The 17,603-nt window shown below is 54.2% G+C and carries 15 protein-coding genes; all 15 read right to left on the reverse strand.

Going from position 1 to position 17,603, the window contains the following annotated elements; translation table 11 throughout:
* Window positions 1-191: 191 nt before the first annotated feature.
* Window positions 192-1,103 (reverse strand): formate/nitrite transporter family protein, encoded by a 912-nt coding sequence (locus KB559_RS14875; RefSeq protein ID WP_211022708.1) that lies wholly within the window; start codon window positions 1,101-1,103, stop codon window positions 192-194.
* Window positions 1,104-1,333: 230 nt separating this feature from the next.
* Entirely contained in the window at window positions 1,334-2,695 is a 1,362-nt protein-coding gene (locus tag KB559_RS14880; protein WP_211022709.1) for an FAD-dependent oxidoreductase, read from the reverse strand.
* 450 nt (window positions 2,696-3,145) lie between these two features.
* Complete coding sequence (locus KB559_RS14885; protein WP_211022710.1) at window positions 3,146-5,236, reverse strand: iron ABC transporter permease; 2,091 nt, start codon at window positions 5,234-5,236, stop codon at window positions 3,146-3,148.
* Window positions 5,233-6,282, reverse strand: a complete 1,050-nt coding sequence (locus tag KB559_RS14890; RefSeq protein WP_247681841.1) for an ABC transporter substrate-binding protein — start codon at window positions 6,280-6,282, stop codon at window positions 5,233-5,235. The genes KB559_RS14885 and KB559_RS14890 overlap by 4 nt, the downstream gene beginning before the upstream one ends.
* Window positions 6,283-6,324: 42 nt before the next feature.
* On the reverse strand, window positions 6,325-7,134 hold the full coding sequence (locus KB559_RS14895) for a (2Fe-2S)-binding protein (RefSeq protein ID WP_211022711.1): 810 nt from the start codon (window positions 7,132-7,134) through the stop codon (window positions 6,325-6,327).
* A gap of 35 nt (window positions 7,135-7,169) precedes the next feature.
* Window positions 7,170-8,027 (reverse strand): ABC transporter ATP-binding protein, encoded by an 858-nt coding sequence (locus KB559_RS14900; RefSeq protein ID WP_211022712.1) that lies wholly within the window; start codon window positions 8,025-8,027, stop codon window positions 7,170-7,172.
* A gap of 168 nt (window positions 8,028-8,195) precedes the next feature.
* On the reverse strand, window positions 8,196-8,549 hold the full coding sequence (locus KB559_RS14905) for a DUF3243 domain-containing protein (RefSeq protein WP_211022713.1): 354 nt from the start codon (window positions 8,547-8,549) through the stop codon (window positions 8,196-8,198).
* A gap of 93 nt (window positions 8,550-8,642) precedes the next feature.
* Window positions 8,643-9,569, reverse strand: a complete 927-nt coding sequence (locus KB559_RS14910) for a M15 family metallopeptidase (RefSeq protein WP_244861352.1) — start codon at window positions 9,567-9,569, stop codon at window positions 8,643-8,645.
* A gap of 143 nt (window positions 9,570-9,712) precedes the next feature.
* On the reverse strand, window positions 9,713-11,161 hold the full coding sequence (locus tag KB559_RS14915; RefSeq protein WP_373316688.1) for a DEAD/DEAH box helicase: 1,449 nt from the start codon (window positions 11,159-11,161) through the stop codon (window positions 9,713-9,715).
* A gap of 486 nt (window positions 11,162-11,647) precedes the next feature.
* On the reverse strand, window positions 11,648-13,318 hold the full coding sequence (locus KB559_RS14920) for an ABC1 kinase family protein (protein ID WP_211022714.1): 1,671 nt from the start codon (window positions 13,316-13,318) through the stop codon (window positions 11,648-11,650).
* Window positions 13,319-13,321: 3 nt separating this feature from the next.
* Window positions 13,322-13,630 carry a phasin family protein gene (locus KB559_RS14925; RefSeq protein ID WP_211022715.1) on the reverse strand — a complete coding sequence of 103 codons (309 nt, stop codon included), beginning with the start codon at window positions 13,628-13,630 and terminating at the stop codon, window positions 13,322-13,324.
* An 84-nt stretch (window positions 13,631-13,714) separates the two neighbouring features.
* Window positions 13,715-14,578 (reverse strand): uroporphyrinogen-III synthase, encoded by an 864-nt coding sequence (locus KB559_RS14930; RefSeq protein WP_211022716.1) that lies wholly within the window; start codon window positions 14,576-14,578, stop codon window positions 13,715-13,717.
* Between the two features lie 78 nt (window positions 14,579-14,656).
* On the reverse strand, window positions 14,657-15,907 hold the full coding sequence (locus KB559_RS14935) for a methyl-accepting chemotaxis protein (RefSeq protein ID WP_211022717.1): 1,251 nt from the start codon (window positions 15,905-15,907) through the stop codon (window positions 14,657-14,659).
* 218 nt (window positions 15,908-16,125) lie between these two features.
* Window positions 16,126-16,941, reverse strand: a complete 816-nt coding sequence (locus KB559_RS14940) for a winged helix-turn-helix domain-containing protein (RefSeq protein WP_348772925.1) — start codon at window positions 16,939-16,941, stop codon at window positions 16,126-16,128.
* Window positions 16,923-17,312, reverse strand: a complete 390-nt coding sequence (locus KB559_RS14945; protein WP_211022718.1) for a Fur family transcriptional regulator — start codon at window positions 17,310-17,312, stop codon at window positions 16,923-16,925. The genes KB559_RS14940 and KB559_RS14945 overlap by 19 nt, the downstream gene beginning before the upstream one ends.
* Window positions 17,313-17,603 lie beyond the last annotated feature (291 nt).

Consider the following 17,603-nt stretch of genomic DNA (forward strand, 5'->3'; position numbering starts at 1 on the left):
TGCGAGCTTCCCTCCCTATCTAAGTAATTGTAGAAAAAAGCCCAATCCTTGTCTACAGGCAAGGTGGAGCCGCCGTCTTTCCGACAAACGTGTAAGACGAAAAAGGCCGCTCTTCGCGAACGAAGACGCAGCCTTTAGACCGTTTAATACCGAAGTATATTACTATGAAGTTACAGCCTTGAGCCGGCTGCTTAAGGAAAGAGCATCGGACCGGAAGATGGGGCCGAAGCATTAGCCGAAGCATTGACTGGAGCATTGGCTGGTACATTGGTTGGTCCATTATTCGATACATTGGCCGAATTCACCTGTTTTCCCGTTAATGTCGTTCCTGCACCGTTGTCTTTTAAATAGGCCGTCCAGTAAGCACCGGCAACAAACAATGCGCCGCCCACGAGGTTCCCCAACCATACCGGAACAAAATTTCTGAAGTAATCTCCCCAGGAGAAGTAGCCTTCAAAGATGGCAGCCGGAATCAGGAACATATTTGCTACGACGTGCTGAAACCCGATTGCAACGAAAGCCATCGTCGGGAACCAGATCCCGAGAATTTTCCCGCTCATATTATCTGCACCATAAGACAGCCATACGGCAAGGGCCACGAGCCAGTTACAGCCGATCCCCGATATGAAAGCCTGCAAAAAGCTGTCATCCAGCTTATGCCCGGCCATATCAACCAGTTTATCCAAGTATACGCCGCTGGAGGTCAGCCCTACGACATGTCCGAAAAAGTAAGCGACGAACAACGCGCCTACAAAGTTACTTATAGTGATGAGGACCAGGTTTTTGCACATCTCACCCGTCGTAATCCGTTTCGCCAGCCGCGATAACGGCACGGCCATCATGTTTCCTGTTAGTAGCTCTCCACCGGCGAGAAGCACCAGGATCAGACCGATCGGGAATACCGCTGCGCCGATAAAAGAAGCGATGCTGCCCCATTCTTTCGGAGCGCCGGCTATAACGCGAATATCCAGCAAAAATCCGAGGGCGATAAAGGCCCCGCCTAAAAACCCAAGAATCAAAACCGTCAGCAAAGGATTGTGCGCCTTCTTGATGCCCATTTCGACCGTCACTTTCGCAATTTGATCAGGTTTATTGTAAGCCATGATTCATTCTCCTTTAGGACTATGTTTGTAAACTCTCCTACTCCGCCTTAATTGTAACTTGGGTATTTCAATCCTTAAGTAACATAAGTCACGACATGGCCTCATAAAGTGAAGAATTTCACACAAATATGTAAAAAAGAAAAAGCCGGCAGAATGATAATTCTGCTGGCGAAGAGAGAGTCTAGCATGGGGTTAATTCTGATTTGATCAGCTTCGATCCAGGTCCGGTGTTACGCCTGAACCGTTTCTCTTACCGGTACTTCCGGCAGCGCCCCAAGGCCTGCGCTGTTCAAGAAGTTCCAAGGCTTGTTGTAATGAGGCTGGAAGAAGAAATCGACGAACGCCAGCTCTTCCATCTTCATGCCGTTTTGGATGCAAACCGAAATGGTGTTGATCGACTGCGTCAAATCGACCTTCGACATGATTTGAGCGCCCAGAATGCGTCTGGTTTCTTTTTCATAGACCACTTTCAGCATTACCGGCTCATGGGTCGGCATAAATTCAGGACGATAGTTATCCGTAATGATGACCGCTTCCGCTTCAATACCGGCATCTTTAGCGGCCGTTTCCGTCATCCCGGTTCCTGCGATATTATCCTCGTAGATTTTGATACCCGAGGTTCCTTGAGTCCCCATATATCTAACCGTTGGGGCCACCAGATTACGGGCGACCAAAGTTCCCATCCGGACAGCGTTGGTAGCGAGTGGAATATAGGCATGCTTTTTCGTCGGATTGTAGAAGACCGCGCAGCTGTCGCCTGCCGCATACACATCCGGCGTACTGGTCCGCATATATTCATCCACAATAATCGCGCCGTTCGTGAGCATGTCGACTTGCCCTTTCAACAGGTCCGTATTCGGACGGAACCCGATGCACATAATGACCAGATCCGCATCGTACTGACCGCGGTCCGTTACTACCTGGCCCACTTTGCCGTGCTCACCTGTGAATTTCGTCACTTTCTCGCCCAAGGCAAGAGTAATTCCATGCTCACGGAGCGATGCTTCGATTTTATCCGTATACTCGGCATCCAGATACTTGCTCAAGATACGGTCTTCCGCATCGATCAAAGTCACCTGCTTGCCGTTCAGTTGGAACGCTTCGACCAGCTCTACTCCGATATAGCCTGCACCAACCACGACGATGTTTTTAGCTTGCTCGGCCTTTTCGATAATGGTGTTCGAATGATTGAAGTTTTTCGAGAGCAGAATGTTCTCCAGCTCGATGCCTTCGAACTTCGGAATGATCGGCCACGAGCCTGTCGTCACGATCAACTTATCGAATGTATCAGTCAACTCTTCGCCGGTCTCCAGGTTGCGGGCCTTCAGCGTTTTTGCCGCCGTATCCACCGCAGTTACCTCATGGCGCATCTTCGTGTTCACGCCCAGTTCAGCCAATTGTGCCGGCGACGAATAGAACAGGCCTTGCGGGTCTTTCACCATGCCGCCGACATATAAAGCAATGCCGCACGACAGGAAGGAGATGTTGTCATTGCGCTCGTATACCGTAATTTCCGCCTCCGGATAAAGCTTTGCTGTATTTACAATGGCTGCTGTTCCTGCGTGAGTACATCCGATAACTGCTACTTTCATGATTTCTTCCTCCTCGAATCCCCTGTATTGTTTTATTTAATAAGTTTGTAATCGTTAGGGGTATTATTTGTGAAATTAGTCACTTTAAATTTGTTGTGATTGTGAATTTGTTCACCTGATACTCTTATTATAGTGTGACATTTTTCACATTGCAAGTAGCAAACCGCCATTTCAAAAAATATTCACAATTTTAAATATTTTTGGAGGGCTGGCTGATGATATTGTCCCTTTGTCCACCTTTTGAACGGACATTTTAACGTTTTGTCCTTCTGAGGCGCACAATTAGGGGGCTTACTAAGTTTAATGGTGGTTTATTGGCTGTTCATTGGCTCAGGTTTATTATTATTTCTAGCTTTACCCGATATCATGAGTTGAACTTTGTATTTATTTCATTTCATTCGGTTGACGAACGCAAAAAACCGCTCGGCCGAAGCCGAACGGTTCTCAGGTTTATTTGGAAGAAGCGGACCGCGCGCCGGCTGTCCGCATCAGCCACAGGAAGTACGGCGCGCCGAGCAAAGCCACGACCAAGCCGGACGGAATTTCTTTTGGCGCGAGCAGCACGCGGCCGACGATATCCGCAAGCACCAGGAACACGGCCCCGAGCAGGGCCGAGAGCAAGGTCAGCTTGCGATTCGAGTTCGGCACGAGCAGCCGGGCCGCATGCGGCGCCAGCAGGCCGACGAAGCCGACGGTGCCGACCGTCGCCACGGCCGAAGCGGCGAGCGCCGCGCCAAGCAGGCCGCCGAGCATGCGCGTCCGCTCGGCGGAGACGCCGAGGTTGATCGCCGAGGCGTCGCCAAGGGCGAGCAGATCAAGGCGGCGGGCCAGCCACCAGGCGAGCGGCAGCAGCACGAGCGGCCAGGCGAACAGCCAGCCGAGGTCGTCCCAGCCCCGGGCATACGTGCTGCCCGACAGCCAGGTCAGCGCCGAAGCGACGCGAAGCTGCGCCTTGACGACGAGCGCCTGGATGCCGGCCGAGCCGAAGGCCGAGACCGCCATGCCGATCAACGCGACCTTCGCGGGCTGCATGCCGCCCTTGCGGCTGATCGCGAAGATTACGAGCGCTGCAGCGATGGCGCCAAGAAAGGCGGCGACCGGCACGACCGAGCTCGGTAACTGCGGCAGCAGAATCAGGAAGACGAGCGCGCCCAGCCCGGCGCCGGACGTGACGCCGATCACCGAGGGATCGGCGAGCGGGTTGCGCACGACGCCCTGCAGCAGCGTGCCGCTCGCGGCGAGCGAGGCGCCGGCAAGGGCCGCCACCAACAGGCGGGGCAGCCGGGTCTCGATCACCATATACCTGGTGATCTTGCTGGCCTCGCCCGTCAAAGCGGCCCAGACGTCATGCAGCGGCACCGTTGTGCCGCCGAAGACGAGGCCGGCGCCCAGCGCGAGCAGCAGCAGAAGCCCCGCCCCCACCAGCAGGGCGGGATACGGCAGGACGCGCCGGAAGCCCGCGCCCATGCCGGAGGAAGCACCCTGCACCTCGCCGCGCGACGGCTTCATGCGGTACACTAGCCAAATGAGCCACGGCGCGCCGAGCGCCGCCGTGGCGGAGCCGGCCGGCAGCAGCCCGAACGCCGGCTCCAGCAACAGCACGGCCAGATCGGCCGCCACCAGCACGATCGCTCCCCAAATGACCGCGCCGGGGATGAGCAGACGGTGACGGTGCAGGCCCATCAGCCGCAGCAAATGCGGCGCAATGAGACCGACGAAGCCAATCGGCCCCACCGCACTTACCGTCACCGCGGCCAGCAATACGGCCGTCAGCACACTGACCGTCCGGGTTAATCCGATCCGCTGGCCGAGCGACTTGCCGACATCTTCATCCATCAATAGAATGTCGAGATTCCGGCTGAACAGCACCGACAGCAGCAAGCCGCCCAGCACCCACGGCCAGATTGCCGCCACGTTATGCCAATCATTTTGGATCAAAGAGCCGGAGCCCCAAAGGAACAGGCCTGCGGTTTCATTTTCAAATAACAGTTGAAGCGTGCCTGTCAGCGAGGAGAGCACCAGCGTAAGCGACATGCCGCCCAAAGCCAGGCGTACGGGCGCGCTCCGTTTCCGTCCGGCCATCAGGAACACGACGGCTCCCGCAAGAAGCCCGCCCGCCATCGCCGTCAACAACGGGAATCCGCTAATCAGCGACGGAAAAAAGATCGTGCCCGCCACCACGGCCAAATAAGCTCCGGCGTTAATGCCAAGCGTTCCGGCGGAGGCCAGCGGATTGCGGGTCAGCGTTTGAAGAAGTACGCCTGCCACGGATAATGCCGCTCCTGCAAGCGCACCAATCAGAGCCCGGGGCAGTCTCACCCCGCGCACGATCTGCTGCAACGGATCATCCAGCGTCGGATGGAATAATGCCTCCCGGATCAAAGACAGCGAAATGCCCGCCGTACCTTGCGTGATCTGCACGCACAGGAGCAGCAGCAGAATTAGCGGACCGGCTCCGAATACAAGAAGAAGCGAACCCCGGGAGGTTCGCTTCGAACGAGTTCCGGCATTCGCGTTAGCCGAAATGAGACCCGTACTCATGGCGCCAGCACGGACACGGCTTTATCCACGAGGGTTTTTGCCGATAACGGTCCGCCGAACACCCACGAGTCTCCTCCTAACGCATAGGTGCGGTTCTCTTTTACGAAATTCAGGTTTTTCCAAACTTGGTTTTCCTTCAAGTGCGTTTCAAACACATTGTCGTCATCCTGCACGATGTACAAAAAGTTCGAGTCCTGAAGCGCCGGGAAAGCCTCCACGGATTTCTCCGAATAGCCGTATACTTCATAGGCCGGTTCCTTATTTGCATTTTGAAGCCCGATTTTATTCAAAATCTTCACGGCCATCGAGTTATCCGTAAAAATACGGAATACCGGCGAATTTTGGTTACTGAATGCCTGTACCAGCGTAAACTCCGCATTTTCCTTGCCTGCGGATTTCAACTTCTCGGCCGCTGCCTTGTAAGTCTCGTCCAATCCGGCCAGCACTTGTTTAGCTTCTTCCTGTTTGCCCACCGCATCCGCAATCGTATTGAACGTATCGATCATTTCCTGATACTGATCCACGCCGTTCTCATCCTGATAAGGCGAAAAAGCAATCGTCGGCGCGATATCCGCCAGTTTGTCGTAAATGTCCTTTGCCCGGAAATCGGAAGTAAGAATCAGATCCGGATCCAGCGCCATAATCGCTTCCAGGTTCGGCTCCTGACGGGTTCCCACGTCCTGCACGTTCGCATCCAGTCCAGGCGTAGTATTCACCCAGGCTTGGTATCCCTTCACATCGGCTACGCCGACAGGCTGAACTCCCAATGCGATCAAATCCTCGGCATACGTATATTCCAAGGCTACGATCCGTGTCGGAGTCCCTTCAACATCCGCAGTACCAAGCGCATGCTTGAATGAACGCACACCGTCTGCCTGCTGTCCCGAGTTGGCCGCATTTTGAGATTGTTCCGCCGTATTCCCTGCATTTTCCCCGTTACCGGCAGGTGCCGGGTTATTGTTGTTTTTCGCATTTCCGCACGCCGCCAAAACCAGGCAAATGCAAATTACGGAAGCCACCATCTTTAACATTTTCATTTTTCTCATCCTTAACTCCCCCATTATGTAAAAATAAAGCCTTAACTCCACCTACGTCGCCTTCTCCTTCGCTGCCATCGCAGCTACCAGTTCTTTGCGCTTGGCTTCCCGGTCTGCCTTCGACAGTTTTGGACAGCCGTAACAATACCCGTGTCCTGAATCCGTCCGGTAGGCCAGACAGCAGGTCGGTTTCATTCGAGTCATCTCACCGGGCCGATAAGGATCCTCGATCCAAGTTTCTTTCAAATCGAACGGATTTCGTTTCAAACCGAACCATTGGGCATCAAGGACTCTCGAAAAAAAGGCGTACTGCTCCTTAAACGGTTCAGTCACAGAAGGGTCGCCCATCTGCTTGCCCAAATAATCCAGGTAAAACTCCACGCCGAGCGGCATTTGTCCCCATAATTGCGCCACCGGAAGCCCCGAGATGGCTGATGCCGTTTCCATAACCGGGCGGAGCGTATCCCGGATGAAAGCTCCCAGTACTTCCTCACGCCATTCGCTTATATCCCCCGTCGGCCAAGCATTCTTAGCGGAATCCTTGATCACGAAGAAAAACCGGGGATAATCATTTACTATGCCAATTTGAATAGTGAGATTTTTAAGCGAAAAATCTACGCCACCGTCGCACCCCGCAACCATATAAAGCAGGGCGGCCGGAACGACTCGCCAACAAGCAGCATAATAGGTGGCTGCAACCTGGATGTCTTTCCCTTTAATCTGCTCCCGGTAAACCTCGAGCAGCCGCTCCGCCTGTTCACGATCCGGCAGGCGTTCCGCCGGTATCGTAAACAGGGCATCCGCCCTTTCTTCGGTTACTATGGAGAGCGCCCGATCAAGCAGCCCAAAATCAATATCCATCACTACGCCTCCTGTACTTCTGCCGGTAACTTTCCCTATAGGAATGAGACTACCTTATTATTGGCCGAATCATCCTTCTTACCGGGCCGGACCTTACCTTCTGTAGCTGCGCGGTATAACTCGTACGGAAGACAAAGCGGCACCCCGCTGCGCGGATCGGTCACGATATCCGCTTCGATGCCGAACACTTCGCGCAGCACTTCGGAAGTAACAACCTCTTCCGGTGCTCCGACGGCAACTGCCTGCCCCTTTTTAATCGCAATCATATGATGGGCGTATCTGGCCGCGTGATTCAAATCGTGAACGACCATAACAATGGTCCGTTGAGACTCGGCATTCAGTTCCTCAAGCAGCTGCAGCACTTCCAACTGATGAGCCATATCCAGGAAGGTGGTCGGTTCATCGAGGAACAAAATATCGGTTTCCTGGGCCAATGCCATTGCAATCCAGGCCCGCTGGCGTTGTCCGCCCGACAGTTGCTCCAGAGCGCGGTCACTGAACTCATTCATCCGCGTTGCCTCAATCGCCCATTCGATGATCTTGCGGTCTTGCTCTTTTAATCCGCCAAACCCTTTTTGATGCGGAAAACGGCCATATGAAATCAATTCGTACACCGAAAGCCCTTCCGGTGCGGTCGGGTTTTGCGGCAATATCGCGAGCTGCTTGGCAACTTCCCGGGTGGACTGCTTATGAATCGACTTGCCGTCAAGCAGTACGCTTCCTCCCTTAGGCTGCAAAATCCGGGCCATCGTTTTTAAAATCGTCGATTTCCCCGACCCGTTCGCACCTACCAAAGCCGTAATTTTCCCTTGGGGGATCGATATATTCAAATCCTGGACAATCAACCGGTCCTCATACGCTATATCCAAATGGGAGGTCTTCAATGACGCCATGACCATCTTCCTTTCCGTATATGACCTGAAAATGAGGTCCAAAAAAGATTTCCGTAATCTTCTCTACTTTCTAAAGATACTGATAATCATTATCACTTGTCAACAGGAATTTATGTCCGAAGACGACAAAGAGGCGCCTTGACAGGCGCCCCTTTACTAAGTTTAAATTCATTTGTTTTCGTGGGCGTTCTGAGCCAGCCCCACCAACATATGCGCCAGCGCATGCTGTTGCTCCGAATTCCCGGCCTTCCACAATTCCTGGAGCAGCTTCTCTTCCCGGTTGCGAGGCTCCTCTTTGGCTGCCAGATAATTGCCGATCCGCTCAGCCGCTTTTGCCATCGTCTCCTCGCTCAAGCCGATATTTTCCGCGAGCTCGACCCGTAAACCCAAATATTTTTTAAAAGTATCGAAACTCTCCAGAATTTCATCCTTTGCCTTATCATCCATCCGGTCTAACGCCGCATCCACTCTTCCCAGCGCTGTCTGGCCTTCCTTGTTTACAACATGGTTATGTTCGGACATGCATAACGCCTCCTTCTGAGATATAGAGTTCGTTAGTACATAACCCGCACGCAGGATCGTGAATCAATCCGTCGTTCTAACCGTGTTGATCGCTTAAGGATTGGCTACCGGCACGGCATCGTAATACTCTTCCAGCGTAATATCCCGTTCGGCGATATCCGATGCAATTTCCTTGCCTACATAACGAAGATGCCATGGCTCGTATTTGTAGCCGGTAATATCGTCTTTACCTTCGGGATAACGAATAATGAAGCCATATTCCGATGCATGCTCCGCCAGCCACTTCGCTTCCTCGGTATCGCCGAAGCAATCCTCCGCGGCGCATTTGCCGTCGCTGCCCGACACGTCGATGGCCAAGCCGGTTTCATGCTCGCTATGCCCTGGCACCGCGCTGTAGGTTTTGGCCTTTTCCAATCCGTCCTTTTTTACGTAACGGTTGAAAAGCGATGTCTGCGTACTGTGGGAACGATACGCCGAAACGCCGGCCAAGTAAATTCCGTCGCTCTCCGCGCCTTCAAACAATTTCTCCAAAGCCGAAGCGGCCTCTTTGCGCATCATGCGTTTCTCGATTTTCTCTTTAAAGGTGAAGCGAACGTCCGGATAGACGAGATCGCCAGGCTTATGATCCTCCGGCAAGGCGAATTCCTTGTTCACCAGCACGGCCACGCTGTCGGCATCGGCCGCTGCGGACTGACTTGCATCCGGCTTTGCTCCGTTCCCTTCTTCTGCCGTACCGGAATCTGTCCCTCCACCTGCTGCGGAAGTATCTCCCTGATCCGCTCCAGTGTTGGTCTCGCCATTAGCCCCATTATCGGTATTGCCATCGGTTCCGCTGCCGGACCCGCCATTAACACCTTCATTTGCACCTGTATTCCCTGCATCATTCAGTTCGGTTCCCGGTGTCTGATTCAATGGTTCAGTATCCGCCGGCTTATCTTTGCCGCATCCTGTAAATAAAACGGCAGCCATCACAAGGACGACAGCCGATGTTGTCGCTCCCCAACCCGTCCGAAGCTTCATTATGATTCCCCCCATGTGTGTGTGTTTCTATACTGACGCCTCTGCGGACGTTTTAGTTGCTGGTAATCGTATCTAAAAGGCGCCCCCATTCTCAAAGAACGGGCGGCTGCCTTTTCATTTCTAAATTAGCGGTGCCCGGGTGATTAACGCCCGCGACGGCCGCCCTCATTCCGGCCGCGTCTACCTCCAGGGCTCTGATCACGTCCGCCGCGCCCGCTGCCGGATGCATTCCTGGAGCCGCGCTTCGCGCCGCCGTCCTGGCTGCGCCCACCTCTTGCTGCGCCGCCCGCCTGGCCGCCGGTTCCCGGTTTCCCCCGGCCCGAGGATCCGCCGCGTCCGCCGCCTTGCCCTTGGCCCTGGCCGTTCCGGCCGCCGAATCCGCTGCCCTTCCGGCTGCGCTCCTGTCCTTCCGCGGCGGAACGTCCCTGCCCGGTGCCTGCAGGCTTGCCGCTGCCGCCTACGGCGGACACTCCGCTCTTCTCATACCGCTGCCGCTCCAGGCGGCGGGCAATACCGCGCTCGATGTTCCGGAGCGCTTCCACATCCTTCACCGCCGCAAACGTCACGGCGATGCCCTTCTCCCCGGCCCGGCCCGTCCGGCCGATCCGGTGGATGTAACTATCGACATCCTGCGGAATGTCGTAGTTAAACACGTGCGTGACGCCCTCGACGTCGATGCCTCGGGCCGCTACATCGGTCGCGACCAGCAATTCCAGCTTGGCGTCGCGGAATGCGCGCATCACCTGTTCGCGCTTCGACTGCGACAGGTCGCCATGGAGCTCGTCCGAAGCAAAGCCCGCCTCTTGCAACGCTTCATTCAGCGTGCTTGCCCGGCGTTTCGTACGGCAGAAAATTACCGCCAGATACGGACGGTGCTGCCGGATCATCGTGATCAACGCCTCTTGCTTGTTCCGGTCCGTGCATTCCACGACAATTTGCCGGATGCTGTCCAGCGTCACGCGGGAGGTTTCGGCGATCCGGATATCGCGGGGCTGCTGCATATACGTCTTGGCCAAACGTTTTACGTTATCGGGCATGGTTGCCGAGAACAGCATCGTTTGACGGCTGCGCGGAACAAGGCGGATAATTTCCTCCACCTCGGCCAAAAATCCCATATGCAGCATCTGATCCGCTTCGTCCAGCACCAGCATACGGACAGAGCCGAGCGTCAGCGAGCCCCGGCGCAAATGGTCCAATAGCCGGCCCGGCGTACCGATGACGAGCTGCGTCCCGTTCTGCAGCTTGCGGAGCTGCCGCTCCACGTCCTGCCCGCCGTAAGCGGCCAGCACGGACATGCCTTCGCGGGCTGCCGCCAGTTTCCGCGCTTCCGCGGTAATCTGAATTGCAAGCTCGCGCGTCGGCGTAATGATCAGCGCCTGCGCATCCGGACGGTCCGTCCGGATTTTCTCCATGATCGGCAGCAAGAACGCCAATGTTTTTCCGGTGCCCGTTTGGGCCTGGACGATGACATCCTCCCCCGCAAGCAGCTCAGGAATAGCCTTTTCCTGTACCGGAGTGGGATTCACGATCCCTTGTCCCTGCAATATTTGTAAAACGGCCGTCGATAGACCCATTTTCTGAAAAGTTGTCAAAAAGTTCACCTCATTAGTTATTAGCCCGGCATTGGATTAGCCACATTTTTCCCTTGTCTTCCTAATTCTAAAAGCGGGCCTTTTTATTGTAACAGAGATTGTCCCGAAAATCCGGCTACCTTTTAAGTTTTCATCGGGATAACGAAGAACCTGGCCTCTGTCCGCCAAATCCCACATGAGACCGAAGAAATATAGCCCCTCTCCAAGTCCTCCAAGTCCCTCCAATTCTAACGAACCTAGGAAGCCTTATCCGATCGAAAACTAGTAAATTTAGATTTTAACGAACTCAGTACACGTTATTCTTCAATTTCCAGCCAAAAAAGGGTCAAAATCTTCAAATAAGAATCCTCAGATTCGTTAGCCTAAACAAACAGTAAATTATCACGAAATAGCGTTCCTCAGGTTCGTTAAAAAAATCGGAGAAGTAGGGGAATGTCAAAAAAAGCCGGCAGCCTTCAGGCGTACCGGCAATTTAGACTTGGCCCGTCAAAACCTCCCCGAACGGAAGATGGAATACAGCAGCCAAATGACCATCAGAAAAGCGACCACAAAACCGATTTCGATAGCAGGGATGTTCCACAGCACGGTGGGCATTCGGGTTAAGGAGGAGCCGATAATAAGTCCGACCATAATAATGCTGAATGCCAACAGAACAATGCTGAAGGAGAGCCGGTTTCCGATTTGGTCGAGCTTCTTCAGGAAATGCTCCATTTCCGGCACGCTCATCTCCATCTTCACTTTGCCCTTGCCGAGCAAAGTGAACAGGCGGTTCACCTGCTGGGGAAAACCCGTCAGCGCTTCCGCAAAGTCGACGGCCCCGCCGATGAGCTGTTTCCCCAGGCGGCGGCTGCCGAATTTCTCCCGCAGCAGCTTCTTGCCATAAGGCTCCGCCAAATCGAGAATGCGCAGCTGCGGGTCCAGACTGATCGCCACGCCTTCCAGAGTGAGCAGCGCCTTGCCGAGCAGAAGCAAATCCGGCGGCAAAACAATCCGGTGCCGCTGTGCGGTTGCAAACAGGTCGTTCAGCGCTTCTCCGATGCTGATTTCCGAAAACGGAATATCATAGTAGCGATCATGAAGCCGTTCAAGGTCCGTGCGTAAAGCGTTCAAATCGCGCGTATCTTCCAGCAGTCCCATCCGCAGGATGGCCCGGAGCATTCCCTCATTGCTGCGCCGCATCAAGGCGATCACGAGCGAGGAAAGATGATCCCGCATCTCGGGGCTTAAGCGTCCGATCATGCCGAAGTCGATAAAGGCCAGCTTCCCGTCCCGGGTTGCGAGCAGGTTGCCGGGATGCGGATCCGCATGAAAGTGTCCGCCCTCAAAAATCTGCTCGAACATGGCGTTCACCAATCGCTCGGCGATCTCCTTAGTGTCGAACCCGCCCTTCCGAAGCTCGGTCATCCGGTTCAAATGAATGCCCTCCACATAATCCATCGTCAAAACTTTGGACGTGGAGCAATACCAATGGACTCCGGGAATGCAGACCTCTTCGCTGTCCTTAAATTGCCTACGGATCTTTTCCATATTCCGGCCCTCGATGCTGTAATCCAATTCGGCCGTGATCGACCGGGAGAACTCTTCCACCATTTGCGGAATTTGATACCGGTTGACCCAAGGCCAGTGCTTTTGGGCTGCACCCGTCAGGTTCTTAAGAATATCCAAGTCCCGTTCGACCTGGGGCACCACGCCGGGGCGCTGAATTTTTATGGCTACAACCTCGCCGGTAACAAGCTGCCCTTTATGGACCTGTCCGATCGACGCCGCGGCTATAGGTACTTCTTCGAATTGGGCCAGCAGTTCGGCAGCCGGCATCCCGAATTCCTGCTCGATGATAGCGAGGGACTCCTCGCCCGAAAACGGCGGCACCTGATCCTGAAGCTTCACGAGCTCGGCGATAATCGGCTCCGGAAGCAGATCCGAACGGGTGCTGGCGAGCTGGCCCAGCTTGACGAACGTCGGGCCAAGCTCTTCAAGCACAAGCCGAATCCTCTCTCCCAAGGAGAGGCTGCCCACCTCGGTCTTGTGAATCCAGCGGAGCGGCACGGCGAAAAGCCGATTCAGCCCGATTTCTTCGGCCATATAGCCGAAGCCATGGCGCATCAGCGCCATGGCGATCTCACGATAACGGCCGGAATGCCGGACACGGATGCCCATGGCTTACGGCTGCTGCAGCTCGGCGAGCTTAATTTCCAGTTCGGCCACCCGCCTGGCCAGTTCTTCCATTTCCTTGGCCGAAGCAAGGCCCATGGATTGCAGTACGGATTTTACTTGTTCGTTCACTAATTCCTTGAAGCGGTTCTGTTCTTCCGCCCCTTTATCGATCAGACGCTCCACAAGCTGTTTGGATTCCGAAGGCGCGAGCTCGCCGCGTTTGACTAAATCATCGACAAGGCTTTCCACCTTTTCTTTGCTGACAATCGTAAGTCCCCACCCCAATGAGATGGCCTTCTTTAACAAATCGCTCATGCTAAACATCCTTTCCCGTACATTCATGTGATCGAAAAGCATAGCCCTTACCATAGTAATACCCATGGTTCCGCCAAATACTACCTACTCCCCGATTTTCTCGTCCGGAGCAGGTTTTCTTTCACCTGTCAGGGGTTCCGTCTCTCCAGCATAGTATTTGGCCAGCTCCACCATCATGCTGCCCATGCGTTCCTCGCGCGGAGCTACCACACGGGGAACTCCCGCTTCAAACAAGCCTTGCGCTGTGACTTTGCCGACCGCCACAGCGATGACAGGGCCCTGCAGCGCATCCATCAAGGCTTCCCGTTTTCCCTGGCCAGCTGCATGCTCCATCAGAAACCGGACCTGCGGGCCGCTCGTAAACGTCACGGCATCCAGCCGCCCCTCGATCAGGTCCGCAAGCAACAGATCAAGTTCTTCGCGGGGCGGAGCGATATGCCGGTACGGAAGAATTTGTCTGCAAGAAGCCCCCTGCTCTTCAAGCCAGGATACCAGTCTGGGGGCAGGATCGCCATGAAGCTGTAAGATAACGTCCTTCCCTTGGAAATCATGTTCCGCCAAACCGCGAATCAGCCCTTCAGTGCTGCCGTCGTCATCTCTTACAATCGGGGTAAGCCCACGCTTCTTCAGTACATTTGCCGTCTTGTATCCTCTCGCGGCAATGCTGCTGTTCTGAAGGATATTCCGCCAATCCTCGGCAACTCCCATGTCCTCGGCCATATCGAACAGCGCGTCGATTCCCATCCCGGTCGTAAATATCGACCAATCCGGCGGATGGGAGGCCCAGGCAACGAGGCCGTTCCTCAAATCCAGATCCTCCAACAGCACGGTCCCCTGGGCGGGTCTGTATAAAGGAATGCCTCCCATATTTTCGACCAGTTTACCGAGCTCTTCAGAGCGGCGCGGACCGGTGATGGCCACTCTTTTCCCTTCCAATCTGCGTGCCATGTATTCCCTCCTATTCAAGGTCTCTCGCGGCCTCTTTCTGTCTGTTCCCGATTAAGCCTTCGCCAATTCAAGTCAATCCTAGAGCTTCTGTACCTTGAATTTCCCGACCAGTTCCTGAAGCTTTACGGCCATCCGGGACAATTCCGCTGAGGAAGAGGCGATTTCATCAATGGAGGCAAGCTGCTCCTCGGCCGCCGCCGAAATGGTTTGTGTGTTTCCGGCCGACTCTTCGGCTACGACGCGTATGCCGCTTATCGATTCGGTAACTTTTCCGGCGCCGGCAGCCAATTCCTGAGACGATGCCAGCACGCCCTCAATCTTATCGGCGGTTCCCCGGACCGCTTTGCGGATCCGCGAAAAGGAACGGCCGGACGTATCCACTGCGATAATTCCTTCTTCCACGCCTTGCTTGGCGTTCTCCATCGAATTCTGCGCACGGCGGACCTCCGACTGGATGCTGCCGATCAATTCTTCGATTTGGTGGGCCGACCTTTCCGACCCCTCAGCCAGCTTGCGCACTTCCGAGGCCACAACGGCAAAGCCCTTTCCTTGTTCCCCGGCTCTTGCCGCTTCGATGGAAGCGTTCAAAGCCAACATATTCGTCTGCTTGGCGATCCCCGTGATCACCTCTACGATGCCTCCGATATTCTCCGTAAGCTCGCTTAACGTTTCGATTACGGTTCCCAGCTCTTCGACGGTATGCTGGATGTGCTCTATTTTCTCAACGACGCTGATTACGGAGGAATTCCCCTCCTCAGCGACCGCCGTCGTCCGCTCCATGGTTTCTGTAAATGTCCGAATATGTTCGGAAATGACAACGGCCTGACTGGACATCTCCTCTACGCCCCTAATGCCGGTTTCGATATTATTCATTTGCTGCTCGCTGCCTGCCGCCATTTCCTGAATCGCAACGGTGACGTCCTGAATCGCTCTCGTCGTTTGCCCCGCACCGGCAGAGAGCTGTTGCGCCGAAGCGGATACCCGGTTCGTTGTTTCGTGTACGCTTGTTATCATGTCGTTCAAGTTATCGACCATGCGCTGTACATGATTACTAAGAATGCCGATTTCATCCGATCTGTTTAACCCATCGACCCGTTTCGTTAAATCTCCCTGACTGATTAACCGGGCCGATTCGCCCAACCGGTCCAGCGGAACAGCAATGCTGCGGATCGCAAACCAGGCCGCCGCTGCCGCGACTACCAGCGAAACGCCTGCAATGATCAAGGTCCTTCCTTCCATCTCACTCGAAATCAGAAATTCCAGTAAAATCGGAACCAGGGCGGCAACAACAGTAGATACTAGCAAGGTGATTCTGACGCGTTTTTTCATGAATACAGATCCCCTCTTCAAAAATCTTTACAAGTTTACCTATTTCGACATCTTCGGCTTCATTTCCTTTAGAGTGGACCCGCGTAATCCCCAAAAACTAGGATATGTATCAGCTTTAATAAAAATGAAGAGCCGCCCCCAAGCCGCATGCTTTTGGGACAGCCCTTTTGTATTTTCATCACAACATTGCCTATCCGCACGAACCCCGCCGCTTGTTCTCAATCCGCCAAACGGTAACCTACCCCTCTTACGGTTGCAATATATATCGAGTTTACCGCGCGGTCTCCGAGTTTCTTTCGCAAGCTCTTAATGTGAACGTCAACGATATTGCTGCCGCCCAGGAACGAGGTTCCCCATACTTCCGTAAGCAGTTCCTCCCGCGATAGAACGGAGCCTTCCCGTTCCAGCAATTTTACCAGCAGTTCATATTCGGTCTTGGTCAGTCCGATCTTGGCCCCGCTGCGGTATACGGCCATTTTGTTGCGATCGATCCACAGATCCTTGAAGATTGCCGGAGAAGTCCCGGTCATCAGACGCGATGCCGGCGTCCGTTGGCCTCCGTTGCGGATAATGCGCTGGGCATGATAGTTAATCTCTCCCGGACGCGCCGGCCATACGAGAAGCTCTTGATTCATCATTCCTTGATCCAGCTTCGGAAGGAGTGTCTCATTAACCAGCAGCAGAGACGGAACATTGCCCGCATCCTGTACCAGCGATTTCACGAGAGCCGCTTCCTCCGGATCTTGAAACGGAGTCAGGTCGAAAATCAGCAGGTCCGCCGTTTGTGCGTTGCGGATTCCTTGCTCCCAATGATGGAACACCAGGACGTCGAAGCAGTCCTCGGACAAATCGCGAACCAGTTCGTGGATTCCGCCCGGAAACGGACTGACCAGAATTACCCGCTGCGTTACCGGACACATCTCCCGGCCGTCGAAATGTTCAGAGATGTCCTTGCTGCTTTCCTCCGGCCGTCTGAACGGGGTTACAGTTCCAGCTTGAACGCGCCCCCGGGTCTTCACTTCTTCTGCCGACACGATGGACACACCCCCCCGAATACTACATGGGCATGATGCACGTCATACCCGGTTTCTTTGGCAACCGTACTGCTCCATTCCTCGGGCACCTGGGACATCACCTCGTCCACCCGTCCGCACACTTCACACAAAATATGCTGATGATCATCCAGCTTGGCATCGTAGCGGCTGGCCGCCTCGCCGAGCTTCAATTCGCGGATCATTTCTTTGTCCGCCAAATATCGAAGTGAATTATATACCGTTCCATATGCAAAATTGTAGCCTTGCTCAACCAGTCTGTTCATGACCTCAGCCGCAGTCGGGTGATCGTCGGCATTCCGAACGACGTCATAAACGGCTTTGCGCTGGGTCGTCAAATTTAAGGATTTCATATATTGGATCATTCCTTTAATGACTATTTTAGACTTAGTATAAGTCTTAATTCATGAATAGTCAATTTTACTTCTTCAATGTAGGCTTGCATGTTAAGGCGTTTATTTTTTCATACTAAAAAAAAGGAGGGGGTTCCGTTGCTGATCAAAAAATACCTGGTCACCCTAATATTCTTATCGCTTGGCCTTGTCTATGCGATCTTTGTGGACGTTTTGCTCGGGCAGCCCTGGTATACTTTCTGGAAGAACTTTAACTATGGTATGGTGACCTTAACCCAAAAATTAACGCTG

It is taken from the genome of Paenibacillus sp. Marseille-P2973 (assembly GCF_018101095.1).
Lineage (GTDB): Bacteria > Bacillota > Bacilli > Paenibacillales > Paenibacillaceae > Fontibacillus > Fontibacillus vini.